General features: G+C 49.6%; 14 protein-coding genes. 5 read left to right on the plus strand and 9 right to left on the minus strand.

Annotated features, from left to right (window positions below; translation table 11 throughout):
• Positions 1–58: 58 nt before the first annotated feature.
• Positions 59–490: a MarR family transcriptional regulator gene (locus KME12_01155; GenBank protein MBW4486374.1), complete on the minus strand. Its 432-nt coding sequence runs from the start codon at positions 488–490 to the stop codon at positions 59–61.
• Positions 491–877: 387 nt separating this feature from the next.
• On the opposite strand from KME12_01155, the gene KME12_01160 reads away from it, so the two are divergent.
• Complete coding sequence (locus KME12_01160; GenBank protein ID MBW4486375.1) at positions 878–1,993, plus strand: EndoU domain-containing protein; 1,116 nt, start codon at positions 878–880, stop codon at positions 1,991–1,993.
• Between the two features lie 31 nt (positions 1,994–2,024).
• On the opposite strand, the gene KME12_01165 is transcribed toward KME12_01160, so the two are convergent.
• The 4 genes from KME12_01165 to KME12_01180 form a co-directional block, all read right to left on the minus strand.
• On the minus strand, positions 2,025–2,771 hold the full coding sequence (locus KME12_01165; protein MBW4486376.1) for a tetratricopeptide repeat protein: 747 nt from the start codon (positions 2,769–2,771) through the stop codon (positions 2,025–2,027).
• A gap of 337 nt (positions 2,772–3,108) precedes the next feature.
• Positions 3,109–4,587, minus strand: a complete 1,479-nt coding sequence (locus tag KME12_01170) for an insulinase family protein (GenBank protein MBW4486377.1) — start codon at positions 4,585–4,587, stop codon at positions 3,109–3,111.
• 96 nt (positions 4,588–4,683) lie between these two features.
• Positions 4,684–6,207: an insulinase family protein gene (locus KME12_01175; GenBank protein MBW4486378.1), complete on the minus strand. Its 1,524-nt coding sequence runs from the start codon at positions 6,205–6,207 to the stop codon at positions 4,684–4,686.
• Between the two features lie 401 nt (positions 6,208–6,608).
• A complete protein-coding gene (locus KME12_01180; GenBank protein MBW4486379.1) occupies positions 6,609–6,902 on the minus strand; it encodes a hypothetical protein in 294 nt (97 codons plus the stop codon).
• Between the two features lie 333 nt (positions 6,903–7,235).
• On the opposite strand from KME12_01180, the gene KME12_01185 reads away from it, so the two are divergent.
• From KME12_01185 to plsY, 4 genes are all read left to right on the plus strand, one after another.
• Positions 7,236–8,033: an MlaE family lipid ABC transporter permease subunit gene (locus KME12_01185; protein ID MBW4486380.1), complete on the plus strand. Its 798-nt coding sequence runs from the start codon at positions 7,236–7,238 to the stop codon at positions 8,031–8,033.
• A gap of 23 nt (positions 8,034–8,056) precedes the next feature.
• A complete protein-coding gene (locus KME12_01190; protein ID MBW4486381.1) occupies positions 8,057–8,491 on the plus strand; it encodes a DUF3119 family protein in 435 nt (144 codons plus the stop codon).
• Positions 8,492–8,606: 115 nt separating this feature from the next.
• Positions 8,607–9,686, plus strand: a complete 1,080-nt coding sequence (locus KME12_01195) for a DUF3086 domain-containing protein (GenBank protein ID MBW4486382.1) — start codon at positions 8,607–8,609, stop codon at positions 9,684–9,686.
• A gap of 145 nt (positions 9,687–9,831) precedes the next feature.
• Positions 9,832–10,530: a glycerol-3-phosphate 1-O-acyltransferase PlsY gene (plsY, locus tag KME12_01200; protein MBW4486383.1), complete on the plus strand. Its 699-nt coding sequence runs from the start codon at positions 9,832–9,834 to the stop codon at positions 10,528–10,530.
• Here plsY and KME12_01205 read toward each other — a convergent pair.
• From KME12_01205 to KME12_01220, 4 genes are all read right to left on the minus strand, one after another.
• Positions 10,527–10,823, minus strand: a complete 297-nt coding sequence (locus tag KME12_01205; GenBank protein MBW4486384.1) for a hypothetical protein — start codon at positions 10,821–10,823, stop codon at positions 10,527–10,529. The two genes, plsY and KME12_01205, sit on opposite strands and share 4 nt — an antisense overlap.
• 145 nt (positions 10,824–10,968) lie before the next feature.
• On the minus strand, positions 10,969–11,337 hold the full coding sequence (locus KME12_01210; GenBank protein MBW4486385.1) for a hypothetical protein: 369 nt from the start codon (positions 11,335–11,337) through the stop codon (positions 10,969–10,971).
• 120 nt (positions 11,338–11,457) lie between these two features.
• Complete coding sequence (locus KME12_01215) at positions 11,458–12,573, minus strand: saccharopine dehydrogenase NADP-binding domain-containing protein (protein ID MBW4486386.1); 1,116 nt, start codon at positions 12,571–12,573, stop codon at positions 11,458–11,460.
• 154 nt (positions 12,574–12,727) lie between these two features.
• On the minus strand, positions 12,728–14,422 hold the full coding sequence (locus KME12_01220) for an NAD(P)/FAD-dependent oxidoreductase (GenBank protein ID MBW4486387.1): 1,695 nt from the start codon (positions 14,420–14,422) through the stop codon (positions 12,728–12,730).
• Positions 14,423–15,061: the final 639 nt, after the last annotated feature.

Genomic DNA, 15,061 nt, shown 5'->3' on the forward strand with positions numbered 1-15,061 from the left:
TGACATCGAGGGGGGCTCACTTCATCCCACTAAAGGGAGTGACGCCCCAGGCTCAGGGTTAGGCATCTGGCTGAGCAGGTTGGGTTTTAGTGCATCGTTGCTCCCAGCGTTCCAGCATCTTCGGTAGTTCTTGTTCGCAGAAGGCGTGCATGTCTCGCATTTCTTCGAGGCGTTGCTGAAGTTCGGTTTCTTGCCCTGCCATCAGTTGTAGACCCCGCTCTGCTAGCTGGCGAAAGGCAGTCATTTGGGCCACTCGTTGTCTGGTGAGTTGTGACCAGGCATCTGGTTTGATGCGGAAGTAATCCCGGCGCTGACCTGGTAAGCTGATTCGTTCGATTAAACCGATTTGCATCAATAGACGAGTAATCGTGCTGATTGAGCCTTTGCTGGCTTGTAACACTTCAGCTAATTCACCCGGAGATTGATGCGGTGGGTCTGAGATCAGCAGCCAACCGAAGATCCGCCCTGCCATCCGTGGTAACCCTACCATCTCGAATAGGATGCCGCTTTCTTCAATAAAGTGCTTCTCTTCAAACTGGCGTTGTTCTTTCACAGGGCAGCGTTGGGCATGAACCAGCGTTAGGTAAGGCTGAGTAATTTCCTGATATTTCTAAGTTAACAAGTTTTTGAATGTTCAGTAAAGATTGAATCTTTCGGATAAAGAATTGCCTAACTTTTTCTAGTCTAGGCCCAGGATAGCGATCGCACCTCACTCCATCGCTTCATCCAAGGGAATGAGTTGACCCAGCCAATTTTTGAGCTAATTTAGTGATGCTTCCGGAAGGTTGGCTCGGTGATACTCCCAACAGCAGTTCGTAAGTGGAAGGAGGATTGCGGGCAAAATTCTTCTGCTTGCTTTTAATGGCCCTTAAAGTTTATGAAACAACGCACCCGTTGGCTTTCCTTTACCGCTAGTCTGGCTCTGGGATCGGTCTTGTTTGGTTTGACGCTCAGCCATCCAGCGATCGCTCCAGCCCAAGCTCAAGTGCTCCAACCCGGAACTCTCACTATCACTCAGACTTGTCCAGCTACACGCGCCATCAATGGGCCTAATCCTGGCAATATCCGAGTCGCGCAGAATCAGCGCTATGAAGTGATTGGGTTTAATAGCGCCGAGCGGCGATTTGTCTTGATCAAAGTCCCCAATGCTACTCCTGAGCGTCGTTGGGTTAGTGTCAACTGCGGTACGTTCCAGGCAGGCTCTTCTGCCAACAGAAATGCCTCAAATAGCAATGACCGTGAGGCCAGAACTCGCCCCGCACCTCCTGGCAATACAACACTGCTTCCGTTTTTTGACCAAGCAAACAACTTGGAAGTGCGTCGCTTTCCCGCAGGTCGGCCAGCGGATATTACGCCACCTACACCCAGCTTGACTGCATTTGACCTAGCCGTGTTGCAAGCTTGCGGCCCCATTGGTAGCACAGTCAATGCCAACAGCTTCAAGCAGCTAATGGCTAGTCACCCTGAGGTGTTGCGCCAAATTCAAACTGCTGTAGGAGGTGAACTCCTGCCAAGGCGGAAAACACAAGCAGAATTTCTCACTGATCTCACAGCAGCCTGGTCAGATCGAGGTGGGTTTGAGCATATCTTTTGCGGTGAACTAGAAGGCCCCCAGAAAATTGGTGGGTTACACTTTGTCGGTCGCTATCTACAGTTGCAAAACGAGAAGATGGGGGGCCGCTTAGTGAACAATCTCAACCGTGAAGAAGTAGAGCCTGGAGTGCTTTATACCTTGGGAGTGGTAATCAAGCGAGGCAACCAAACTTGGACTGATACCCTCAAAGGCTACCCCTTGATCAGCAACGCCGAAGAAATGTTGTTGGATGCGACCAAAGCCTTGAAAGCGCAAGGCAATGGTCAGGGAGCCTGCTTATATCGAGTGCAAGACCAACCCACAGGCAAGTCTTACCAAGCGGTATTTGTCAAAGACCGCAATGCGATCGTCACCTTTTATCCAGATGCCACACCCAGCGGCAAGCCTTGTCGTCGCTAGGGTTTAGGTGAGCAGATCCGATCGTCTCAACTTAGTTTCTCAAGGTGCGGAGCATCTTTTCCGCTTGCCCTACAAAGTGGCGATTTTTGCGGTAGTGGTAAGGCGGTGCTCCTCGCACTTTCATAATCAGTTTTTCCAAGTACTCCCGTGCTGCTGGAATATTTCCCTGCTTTTGTTGGATTTTAGCCATCAGCACATAAGCTTCCGGTGTGCCCCAGTTTCGTAGGTGGGATTCTAAGTGGCTTTGGGCTACTTCATGTTCTGCCAGTTCAAACAGAACCCGTCCGTAAGCTAGAGAAGCATCTCCATACTTATGTTCTGGATCAACCTGAATGAGTTTTTCTAGATAGTCTTTAGCAACTGTAAAGTCTTTGTTGCGGATGGCCAAAGATGCTGCTCCCCAGAGGGCTTGAGGGTTGTTTGGCTCTTGCGCGATCGCTTGCTGGTAGGCTTGTGCGGCTTTGTCAAAATCGCCAATTTCACAGCGGATGTTGCCTAGGGTGACGAGCTGATGAGCTTTGCCGATATTCATGGCAGCGGCTTCAGCTTGCCACAGTTGATCTTTACGAGTCCAACGGTTTAAGAAGCTGGGCAGTGGAAAAGAGGCACGGGGTAGCCAGCGAGCAATAAAGTAGACAAAAGCGCCAGGAAAGTTGAGAAAGATCAAGAGCCAGAGCCAAGTTTGGCGATCGCGCTCATACTGGACGCAGTCGTAAATCATCCAAATCCAGAAAGCAGTTGTGAATAAACCAACAGGCCCTAATATCTGTGTAAACATTCCAACGACTGCCCCCTTCTGGAAAGATTTATCTTATTTTTCCCAGTCAGGTTTTACCTACAACAAATTTTGCTTCTGGTTCGGAAGCCAAGGGCGAAAAATTCAAGGGGCAGCCTATTACCCACCAGTGATTAAAAATTGTAGGGGTTTAGCATTTGGATCAAGATCTAGGAAACCAAACCGCTGATGGCTGCTCCAAATGCTAAACCCTTTTGGAATACAAAGTTAGCAGTGTCCAAAGTAATTCCTTTGCACTGGGTAAAGCATTCAGATTGAGCTTGATGGTCTTTGCTGCTATCTCAACTGCCGAATGCTTTACCCCTACCGATCATTCTGTTTATGTGCGGCTTGTGGCTTGGGGTTCTGGAATGGTGATGTCTACAGGAGTAACTTTGACCTTGGGACCTAGACTGGTCAGAGGTGGCGCGATCGCTTTGGCGTTGCCCACGACTAGCGTCACAATATTCTCTGGTTTGAGATACGTCCGCGCCACTTGCTGTACATCTGCAACGGTGGTTGCTTCCACGCCTTGCTGATAGCGAAAGATGAAGTCGGCTGGGTAGCCGTAGTATTCATACCGCATGAGCCGCCCTAGGGTTTGCGCTGGATCTTCGAAGTTGAACACAAAAGAGTTCAGCACCGAGTCTTTGGCATAAGCTAGCTCTGCCGATGATATAGGGGTGGTGCGAATGCGTTCGATCTCCGCGAATACAGAGCGAATAAACGGGACAGTAGCATCGGATCGCGTTTGCCCCCCGGCGATAAACACACCCGGGTAATCGTGCCGCGCGCTCCAAGCCGAATATACCGAATAAGCTAAGCCTTGACGCGATCGCACTTGGTTGAACAAGCGTCCACCGAAGCCATTGAGCACTCCATCCATCACTGTGAGGGCTGGGTAGTCGGGGTTATTGAATTGACCGCCCAAATGACCTACTTGGACGTAACTTTGGGTCAATTGGGGTTGATCGACTAGGAAGACACCGCTCTGATTCGCTTGCGTGACGGTTGGTAAGGTAGGCGAGATGGGTTTAGTGGGTTTCCAGTCGCCAAACTTTGCTTGGATCAGCGATCGCATTTTCTGGCTGTCGAAGTCCCCCACAATCCCCAAAATCATGTGGTTGGGGTGGAAATAGGTTTGGTAGAACTTGACCACATCATCCCGTGAAATATTGTCGAGAGTGGCGTACTCTACAATGCGGGCGTAGGGACTGGTTTCTCCATAAAGTAGCCGCCTAAACTCGCGTCCTGCAATATCATCTGGGCTGTCATTGCGACGAGCGATGCCGCCTGTGGTCTGAGTTTTAGCTAAGTCTAGTTTTTCTGGTGCGAAGGCGGGTTGGCGAATCACCTCTGCAAACAAGCCAAACACGTCTCCTAAGTCTTCAGTCAAGGCATTAAAGCTAGCGCTACCTGAGGCGCTACCTATACTGGTTTCTACGGAAGCAGCTCGCTGCTCTAATAGTTGGTTGAGTTCATCCGCAGAGCGTTGCTGAGTCCCCCCCGTCCGCAACACAGTTCCGGTCAATCCTGCTAAACCGATTTGATCACCAGGTTCTAAGCGATCGCCTGTACGAATCAAAGCAGTGCCGCTCACCAGGGGTAACTCATGGTCTTCCATCAAGTACACAATCATGCCGTTCTTGAGCTGAAAGCGGTTGTACTTGGGAATTTGAACTTCTGGCAGGGCTGGAAAGGTCAGCTCAGTATAATGCTTGGGGGCGAGAGCTGAAGCAGGAGCAGGCCGCAAAGCCAAAATCAGTAGCGCTAGGACAGCGAACCCCACCGACAAACGACGCACTAATTTTCTACCCAGCTTTGCCTTGGGCAATGGAAACTGCCGCACGATCAATCGAGCCTCCTGTGGCTATGCATACTAATGAACATTGAGATAAAAAGGGCCATAGAGTCGCTATGAAGCTTGAGGAAGTAGCCGTCCGATGGTGCGATTCTCGGGTCGGAAGGTTTCTCGCGCTACCCGCTGAATATCGGCAGGAGTTACTGTGGCGATCGCATCCAATTCCTTGAATAAGTTTCGCCAACTGCCTGTTTTGGCTTCGTACTCCAACAACAAACTAGCCATGCCTGAGTTAGAGCTGAGCGATCGCAATAAGCCAGCACGAGCTTGGGTTTTGACGCGATCGAGTTCTTCCGCAGACACGGGTTCTGTTTTTAGTCGTTCAATTTCGGAGCGCAAACTCGTTGCCACTTCATCGACAGTATGGTTGGGGGCGGTGAGGGCGTAGAACAGCATGATGCTGGGATATTTATCGCCCGGAAAACCACTAAACCCTTGAGCTGAGAGAGCAATTTGCTGCTTTTCTACCAATGACTTATACAGCCGCGAAGTGCGACCGTCGCTCAGAATGCTGCCGATCATCTGATACACCACATGATCGGGATGGTTCATCGCAGGTTGGTGATAGCCCTCTAAATACCAAGGCTGCGTCGGTAGCCGTACCGTCACTTCTTTGGTTTTGGTTTGGGGTGGCTCCACGACTGTTAGCTTGGGTGGTGCTGAACCAGCCTTGTATCGACCAAAGTAAGTTTGAGCTAAGCGTTTGACTTCTTGCGGATTTACATCTCCCACCACCGCAATGCTGAGGTTGTTGGGGACATAGTAAGTGTCAAAAAAATCAGCAATATCTTGGCGTGTGAGGTTTTTCAGATCTTCTGGATAACCAATCACAGGCCGACGGTAGGGGTGCTTGTTGTAGGCGGCATCTAAAAAGGTCTCGATCATTTGGCCGATCGGAGAGTTATCCACTCGCATCCGCCGCTCTTCCAAAATCACGTCTTTTTCTTTGTAGAACTCGCGAAACACAGGCTCTAGAAAGCGCTCGGACTCCAGGGACATCCACAGCTCTAGCTTGTTGGCAGGGAAACTGTAGAAGTAGCGAGTCGCATCTGAAGAAGTGGTGGCATTGAGGCCAACGCCTCCCGCCTGCTCCACAATCCGACCATATTCGTTTTGTTGAATATAGCTGGCTGCTTCGGCTTCGGCTTCCTCAAACCATTGTTTGAGCTTGGCAACTTCTCTAGTTTTTCCTTCTGCCTCAGCTTTTGGAATACGTTCGGCCAGTAGATCCAAACGACTTAATAGAACTTGCTCAATGTCATAGTTTTTGGTGCCGATCCGCCGAGTGCCTTTAAAGGCTAAGTGCTCCAGAAAATGGGCCACTCCAGTTTTGCCCTCAGGTTCATCGGCTCCTCCCACATCGGCGTAGGTAAGAAAGGAAACTACCGGAGCTTGGTGCCGTTCTAGCACAATAAACTTTAAGCCATTGTCGAGACGGAATTCAGTCACCCGATCCATGACTCGGTCTAGGTAGGGCTGAATGGAGGGAGCAGGGGTAGGCGTTTTAGCCTCTGCTGGGGGCGCTTGAGGTGTGGCAGCTAAGACTCCACTGGTTAGCGTGGTCCAGCTTAACAACATCGCCAAACCGATCGCGATCGCTTGTGGCCACTTTTGCAGCCTTAAGCGTGCGATCGCCTGTGGTTTTACGAGCGACCTGAAAACTCGAAGAATTTGATGGAACTGAATCATGAACTTTGAAGCAAACAGCACTGATCTACAGGATAGAGACTGCTCAGCTATCCCGCTCGTTTCCGCAGCCTCTCCCCTCTTAGCAATTTAAATCTAAGCTTCCTGCTGCGAAATCTAAACTTCCTGCTGCAAAGTGGCGGCGAAGATTGCTCCGAAAAGATTTAATAACTTACAGAGGTGAACCTCACAATTTCCTTGAGATCAAGGGAAGCTAGAAATAGCAATTAAGTTTGCGTGACGTCCCGCCCAGCCCTATGGTTGGGCTTTCTCTTGAGCAGAGATGACCAGGCTTAGTGATTGCGCAAATTTTGGTAGCGGTAAAAGTTAAAAGTGTCGAACAAACCGCCGACCAAGCCACAAGTAAAGCCAATAATCACTAGCCCTTGAAACGGATGCCCACTGCCAAAGGTCGCGAGAAACTGTAAAACTTGCTGCAGTCCAGTTTCGCCAAGCGACCCTAGCAAGGGAACATAGCCTAGTAGAGAAAGACTGACTAAAATTGCCCCTACCAAAATCAAAGGCGCTGTAAAGCTCAAGATGCTTGTCAGAAGCAGTGAACGGAGAAAAGGAGGCAAAGTACTCATGCAGAGAAGGCTACTCCGGTTGAACTGACAATGAAGATGGGGTTAAGCATACTTACTGGCTTCTACAATAGTCGCGATCGCTCAGCCTAAAGGCAGATTTCAAAAATCTTAAATTTCCATCAAGAAGCTTGTTGAAGATCTGTGGCTAATCTCGCTGTTTTGAGTCGTTTTAAGGGTGGCGATCGCTCAGGAATTTAACAATTTTTTACTAAATTCGCAGGGCTTCTACCAGTGGTAAAGACAACTTCGGCTGTAGCACTTGAGGCAGTCTCTATCCGAATCGGGCTTTATCCGCTTATTCTGGATAAGGTTGTTGCCTGTTACCTCTTCCCTTTGAGCGAAACGACACCCGGTTCTAGTCTTGGTTTATGGAGTCAGCGATTGCTGGCAGCGATTCTGTTAGGTGGACAAGTACTGATCCATCTCCTAGCAGGTAAAATTCACCGCCGCAACACCTTCGATCAAATGGCAGTGGCGGGTCCAGAGTCATTGATGATTGCCCTCGTTACCGCTGCTTTTGTCGGGATGGTGTTCACAATTCAGGTAGCGCGTGAGTTTATTACCTTCGGTGCAACTAATGCGGTGGGAGGCGTCTTGGCGTTATCTCTAGCTCGCGAACTCGCCCCTGTCTTGACTGCGGTGGTATTGGCAGGGCGAGTTGGGTCTGCCTTTGCCGCAGAAATTGGCACGATGCAAGTCACTGAGCAGATCGACGCGCTTTATGTCCTCAAGACTGACCCCATCGATTATTTAGTCATTCCGCGAGTGATTGCCTGCTGCTTGATGCTGCCAATTTTAACCATTATGTCCTTTGTGACGGGCATGGCAGGCGGGTTATTAATTGCGACGAATCTATATGATCTCTCGCAATCCACCTTTCTGAACTCGGCCCGTAATTTCCTGGATGTAGGCGATTTGTTGAGTGCGGTGATTAAGTCAATTGTCTTTGGAGCACTGATTGCAGTCATTGGTACAAGTTGGGGACTAACGACCACAGGTGGCGCTAAAGGGGTCGGCCAATCTACGACGACTGCTGTAGTGACGGCGCTATTGGCTATATTTATCTCTAACTTTTTTCTGTCGTGGCTGCTGTTTCGTGGCACAGGTAGCGCAGTTCTAGAAGGGTTGTAAAGCCGTGACCCTTTAGAATGGGAATGCACTCAACAAGAGGGTTAGCACCTGTGACTGCCACTCCTGCTTCCACCCAATCGAATACCGTTGTAGAACTGTCACCTAGTTATGTCTTGCCAGTGGTACTGGTTTTGGGTGCAGTGCCGCTTTTGCTGGTTCAGGTTTGGGCTGGCTTGGCGATCGCGCTATTTGGCCTCTTTTTGCTGGTCCAAGCCGCAACCCTGCGCTTACGTTTTACCGCTACTGATTTAGATATTTATCGCGGTGAAACATTGATTCGCCGTTTTCCTTACCAAGATTGGCAAAACTGGCAGATATTTTGGCCCCAAATTCCCATTTTGTTTTACTTCAAAGAAGTCAAGAGCATTCACTTTCTACCTATCTTATTTGACGCCAAAATGCTGCAAACTTGTCTAGAGCAGCATTGCCCGAGAGTTGATTCCAATTCAGGAATATAAGTTTAAGTAAAGCTAGACCTCTCCCCCATCCCTTCTCCCACGGGAGAGGGGTGCCGCAGGCGGGATGAGGTTAACTCAGAGTAAAAATTTAGAATTATTCGTTGCTTGTAATCTCATGAACTCAGACGAACTGCCAACGCCAGAACCTACCTTTGAAGTCAAGCTATCTTCGCAGCCATTGAATTTTGGGGACGCGATCGCCGAGACAGCAACCAATGGCACCGCAGACCCAGCCGAAAGAGTGGCTGAGTTGGAGCGTCGAGAGCAAGCGTTGCAGCAAGAGATTCAAGTGCTGCAAGCCACTTTGCAGCAGCAACAAGACCAACTGGCAGAAACCCAAGCCACGATGGGGCGGTTGGTACAAGAAGGGCTACGGGAGTTGGAGCAGCGCAAGCAAACGCTACAAATTGCCGTGGAGCAGCTAGAGCGCCGTCAAGAGCGGGTGCGGACTGAAATGCGGACTACGTTTGCGGGCGTTTCGCAGGACTTAGCAATCCGCGTTCAAGGTTTTAAGGACTACTTAGTGGGTAGTCTGCAAGATTTAGTCAATGCGGCGGAAGAACTGCCACTGGTACCCGAAGCAGAGGAAGCAGTGACACCTGTAGCAGTGACGGAAGCCAGACCCGCAGAGCGCCAAGCTGCCTCTAATCCACAGTTTGCCGAGCAATCTTTTCAAGACCAAACCAAGCAAATTCGTAGCTTGCTCGATCGCTATCGCAATTCACCCGACTACTATGGCGCGCCTTGGCAGTTGCGGCGCACCTTTGAGCCTGTCCATGCGGAGCGCGTGTCCAACTGGTTCTTTACCCAAGGGGGACGGGGGGCGCTACGGACAATGGGGAGCCGCCTGCAAAATATTTTGGTTTCTGCTGCTATTGTTTCGATTTTGCGGCGGCTGTATGGCAATCGCTTACGCACTCTCATCTTGGCTAATACCCCAGAACGATTGGGTGAGTGGCGACGCGGTTTGCAAGACTGCTTAGGCATCTCTCGCGCCGACTTTGGCCCAGAGCAAGGGATTGTGCTGTTTGAAGCGCCAGAGCCGTTGATTCAAAAAGCCGATCGCTTGGTGCAAGAAAATCAACTGCCGCTGATCATTGTGGATGACACAGAAGACCAAATTAGCCTGTCTTTATTGCAGTTTTCGCTGTGGCTGGCTTTTGCACCAGATCCTCAGATGCCAAGATTTTTCTAGAGATGACCTAACCCCCAGTCCCCTTCTCTTCTAGGGAAGGAGGAGAAAGCTACAAGTGCTTCTCTGTGTCGGGTAGAAGTTTAGCAAGGGGGAAAATGGTGCAGTTGATTGGTTTGTAGTCTTAACTGGGTGAGGGGAAATAGGCATGGCGCTATGGCTAGCGGGGAACGCAATTCTGTTGTTGGTGGCTTATTTTTTGGGGTCAATTCCACCTGGGTATTTGGCGGGTCGGTTACTCAAAGGCATTGATATCCGGGAGCATGGTTCTGGCTCTACAGGGGCCACCAATGTCTTACGCACGTTGGGTAAAGGGCCAGCGATCGCAGTTTTGCTGATTGACATCTTGAAAGGAGTCTCAGCAATTGTCCTGGTGCGTTGGTGCTACTCCTTGGCGATCGCTCAAGACTTAGCAACGGGGGCAGGAGCACTCGCAAGTGGCGCAGCATTGGATTGGATGGTAACACTAGCGGGATTAGCAGCTTTGCTGGGGCATAGCAAATCTATTTGGCTAAACTTCACAGGTGGCAAGTCGGTAGCAACAGGTTTGGGGGTATTACTGGCGCTCTCCTGGCAAGTGGGTCTGTCTACTTTGGCTGTATTTGGGGTGGTGATGGCAGTATCGCGGATTGTCTCGCTCAGCTCCATTACAGCGGCGATCGCGGTATTTGTATTCATGTTGCTGCTCGGCCAACCGTTGCCCTACCAGTTATTTGCGATCGCAGGTGGCTTATATGTAGTGTTGCGGCACCGCACCAATATCCAGCGGCTATTGGCAGGTACTGAACCTAGAATTGGGCAAAAGCTGTCTCAAGAGCCTGAGCAAGGTTTGGAGAGTAATCCCTAGTTGTTGTAGCGGCCCCATCTAAGTAAGGTGGTCACGATATAGAGCACGATCGCGGAGCCAATAACGGCGGGGATAATAGGTACGCCTTCAATTCGCCACTCTAAAAAACCGAAGCTGAGGTTGTATTGCCGCTTCAATAGGTTGGTGGTCCATTCGCCAAGCCACACCCCTGCCAACCCAACAATCAGCAAACCAAAAATCTTGCCAGGGATTTGGCGCGGAATCAGCATGTTGCCCGCTCCCGCACAAACCATCGCAATCATTAGCTGCACAAATAGGTGAGAGATATCCATCCAAACCTCTCGGTCATTTTTCGTGAAAGATTTGCTTCTAAACTACCACTCGTGCTTCTGAAACTAGCAAAAGCCACCAAAATGCAAAAGAGGCACCTTTAGCAGGCACCTCCTAGCAGTTAAATTTCTTGTATATCAGCAGTTACTACTTCCCTGCTGCTTTCCCAGCTAAGTTACGGGTGCGATCGATTTTCTTTTCAAAGCCGCTCGTTTGTGGAACCGCTTCTTGATCCGCCTTGATCTCTCTCGTATAGGGATCTTTCATTTTGGTGGGGTCTTCACCCTGTTGTCGTCGCTGCTGATACTCTTCTTCGCGGATACCCGTGCCCACTCGGATGCTATAGGCACGGTCTATCTTCTCTTCGGGGCTTAGAGAATTGCTGGTCTGAGCAGAAGCGTAGCTAGGTTGCTGTGAAAATGTAAATAAACCAGACAAACTAATTAATGTAATCAATCCTAGAACAAGTGCTTGTTGTAGTAGGGTTTTGCCTAACTTTAAGAAAATTCGCTGCATTAAAATTCCCTCACTATCTATTAATTCAAACTGAAAGGAATCCTACAAGCCTGCGATCGCGCTGCCTTCTGTCAGAGGGAACATTCTGGCTCCAGCCATCCTTTTCACCCTCCTACAGCGCTACTTGATCGGCTCCCAAGTTTGCTCAATTTTCAGCCCTCGGCTTGCCATAACCTGCTCAAATAAGTCAGTTGGCAGGGCTTGTTCTACAGGCCAAACTCCTGGTTTTTTTAGTTTGCCCGCTAACATTAACTCTGCGAGAGTGCCTGTGCCGTAGCCCGCTGCGATCGCTGTATTTTCATGCACCAAGGTAGAGCAACAACGCACCGCTTCGCCTGCTTTCTGCCCACTCACCTCAGAGCGAATCGCGACTCCAATGCCACTAAAGCGATCGGTCACGTCGGTCATGCCATGACTAACTTGAGATAAAAACTCAATCACCCCAGCGTTACGGAGCCAACTAGAAGGCCACCAATGAGCCACGCTCCAAGTTAGATAGTTATAAAAATCTGGGACTGTGCCGAACTTGGTCACTACGGTTTTGATTTCAGGAAAGGTATCAGGCAGCGTAAAAGCTTCGGGCATATCAAACCAGTAGACTCCGGTGCGACCATAGGGGGCGGGAAACTGAATGGCTTCGCGATCGCTATAAGGCTTGATCTGCTGCCATTGGTTGTCCTTCCAGACATCAAAGGGGCGACGCAACCCTAGAAATGTGGTTCGCATCACCGTAATTCCAGCCCCACCAGAGCCACCGACCACATAGCTCAAGTGAATCCGCTCCGGTTGATCTAGTTGCTCCACATCCCGGCGAACCATGCTATTCGAGATGCCCGGAAAAATTCCTGTATTGACGATCGCGGTTACGCCTGCGGCTGTAGCTTCCGCTTTGTATTCCACAGCTTGACAGGTAAAAGAGCGGTGATCACTCACATCCAAGTAATCCACGCCCAAGTCGATACAGGTTTTGAGCACACTGGCATCCCGGTAGGGAAACGGCCCCGCACAGTGAATCACCAACTGGGATTGGCTAATCGCTTCTCGGAGTTTATCCGATTCCGCTAAGTCGAGAGCCAAGAACTGTACCTGAGAACTTAAGCGATCGCTTACGGCTTGTCCAGCGATCGCGTCACGGCCTGTAATCGTCACCTGCGCTTGGGTGTGAGCCACGATATCCGCTGCTACATTGCTGCCGATGCGCCCACTGCCACCTAAGATTAAAATTTGCTCCGTCATCAACCCAACACAAATTAACTCAGCAGAGGTACGCAACCCCATCCTTATAGTTCACCAGCTACGAGGAGTTTCTACCTCAGTAGAGAGAACGACCTTTTTCTCCTCTTAAAGACTGAATTTCGTTTTCTATAGGGAAGGGGTTGGGGGTTAGGCCTTAAGACATCCGAAACACTGATTTCGCAACTGATTTAAGAGAATTGCCTGCATCCGAGATAGTTGAGGCAAACGGCTGTTGAGCATGGATGAAGACGCGGGCACAGTTACGCCCAGGCATCCCAGAAATAGATCCACCCGGATGCGTCCCTGCTCCAGTCAGGAACAGCCCATCAATCGGTGTTTTGTAGTTCGCGAGTTCTGGAAGCGGGCGGAAGAACACCATTTGATCCAGGGTCATGTCGATGTGGTAGTAGTTGCCCTTGTAAGAGCCTAAGCGCTCTCCCAGTTCAGCAGGGCTTTCTACCCGACGGGCAATGACAGAGTGTTTCAGGTTGGGAGAGTAGTCTGCCAGTTTTTCTACACAGCGATCGGCCACTTTATTTTTTAGCTCATCCGTCCACCCCGTACCGCGTAGCCCAGTGCCTTCTGCACCATGAATTTGGTAAGGGGCAAAGAACTCGATCCAGACGGTGTGTTTGCCTTCAGGAGCTAATGAGGGGTCAAGCATCGAGGGCATGACCACATACATCGATGGGTCAGAATCGGGGATATTGCCTACACTCGCTTCACTGTGAGCCATTTCTACATGCCTAACAGAATCAGCAATCAAAATTGAGCCGATCGAGTATTCATCCTGATGGTTATAGCGCTCAAACCGTAATGGCTCCGAGAGCGCGAGGTCAATCTTGAGGATTGTTTCGTTGTTGTTGACAATCCGCCGCTCCAGACGTTCTCGTAATTCTGGATCAGCACTATCCACATCGGAGTGATCCATACATTGTAGAAACAGCCGCTTTGCATCAATGTTAGAAATCACGCCCTTGGTCGCTCTATATTCGGTACCCCCTGCAACTCGAACGCCCACTGCTTTCCCGCCATCGATCAGGACTTTTTCTACATGCTGGTCAGTTAGGATTTTGCCGCCCAAGCTAGTCACAAGATTCAACAAAGCTTTGACTAACGCCCCAGTACCCCCTCTAGGCCGAGCCATACCGGGGTTGTGGCGCATTGCCATCATGATCGCGCCTACCGCATTAGTCTTCTGAGAAACCGGAGTACCCAACTCGGCAGCTAATCGAGCCAGAGGAGCCTTCAAAAACTCAGAATCGAACCATTCGTTGAGAATGTCTTCCGCGCTGGTGAGCATCGTGCGGATAAAGTCCAGTGTTTTGTTGGTAGAGCCAATGACAGAAAAGAGGTCTTTCATCTTTTTGATGTCGTAGTTGCCCACGATATCAATGATGGATTTAGGCGGCGCATTGAAAATTGGCACCATTGAGCCAATCACCCGCTGCCAAAAATCTGTGTACTCTGCGTACTTCTGGGCATCCCGTTCACTGTAGCGAGCAATTTCTGCACAAGTCTTTTCGACCGAGCGATGGCCTAAAAAGTACTTGCCGTCAGGATGGGGACAGAAGACAACGGGGTCGCAATAGAGGTACTCCAAGCCATATTTTTCTAGTTCCAGTTCCTCGACAACTGGGCCTAAATGGATAAATTCATGGTCGATCGCGCAGAGATTGAACTGAAAACCAGGGGCTTCGTTGGGTATCGCTTCCTCCGTTGTTGCCGCCCCACCAGGCACCGAACGCTTTTCCAACAGGAGAACGCTATAGCCAGCTTTGAGTAAGTAAGCGGCACAGACCAAACCGTTGTGGCCTGCACCAATAATGACAACGTCGTATGTTTCCATGAAATCGGGCTCCGAGGGCGTAATCCTAAATCAATTGAAGTAGATGAGGGGATGGGGAATAGCTCAGGTTTGGCGATCGCGCAAGGCACTTCTTGAAGTGAGCAAAAAATAACCGACAGCTCTCCTAAAACCGAGTTGTATATAGCAATCCTTTTTGATTCTTGAATGGGGTGCAGGGTAAAACCCTTGAATGGGGTGCAGGGTAAAACCCTTGCGTGGGGGCGAAGCCCCACCCCCTGTTCCCAATCCATTTAGGATTGCTATATCTAGCTAGCCAACTAATAAATTTGAGATAAGGTGCAGCATCTAATCAGCATTTAATCAGAATTTAAGAACTTGCTAGAAAAACCGGATTAAATTCAGCAAAAAATAACTTTTTACAGTTTATGAATATCGCTCCAAAAAGAAGTATCAGCAAAAGAATATAGATTTGCTTTGCCTATATTACCCCTTTGGGCAGATGACGGATAGATTAGGTTAATCAGTCTTGTCGGTCTATGACTTCATGATTCTAAAGGCGGGTAGGGTAACTTAAAATTACAGACTTAAAAGTGCTAATAAGTTATACAAATTACTTTAATTATTTCTTATCAATCTATCAGAATCTAATTGCCTTTGTGCAGCTCAAAAACTAGTCTT

It is taken from the genome of Trichocoleus desertorum ATA4-8-CV12, assembly GCA_019358975.1.
Classification (GTDB): domain Bacteria; phylum Cyanobacteriota; class Cyanobacteriia; order FACHB-46; family FACHB-46; genus Trichocoleus; species Trichocoleus desertorum_A.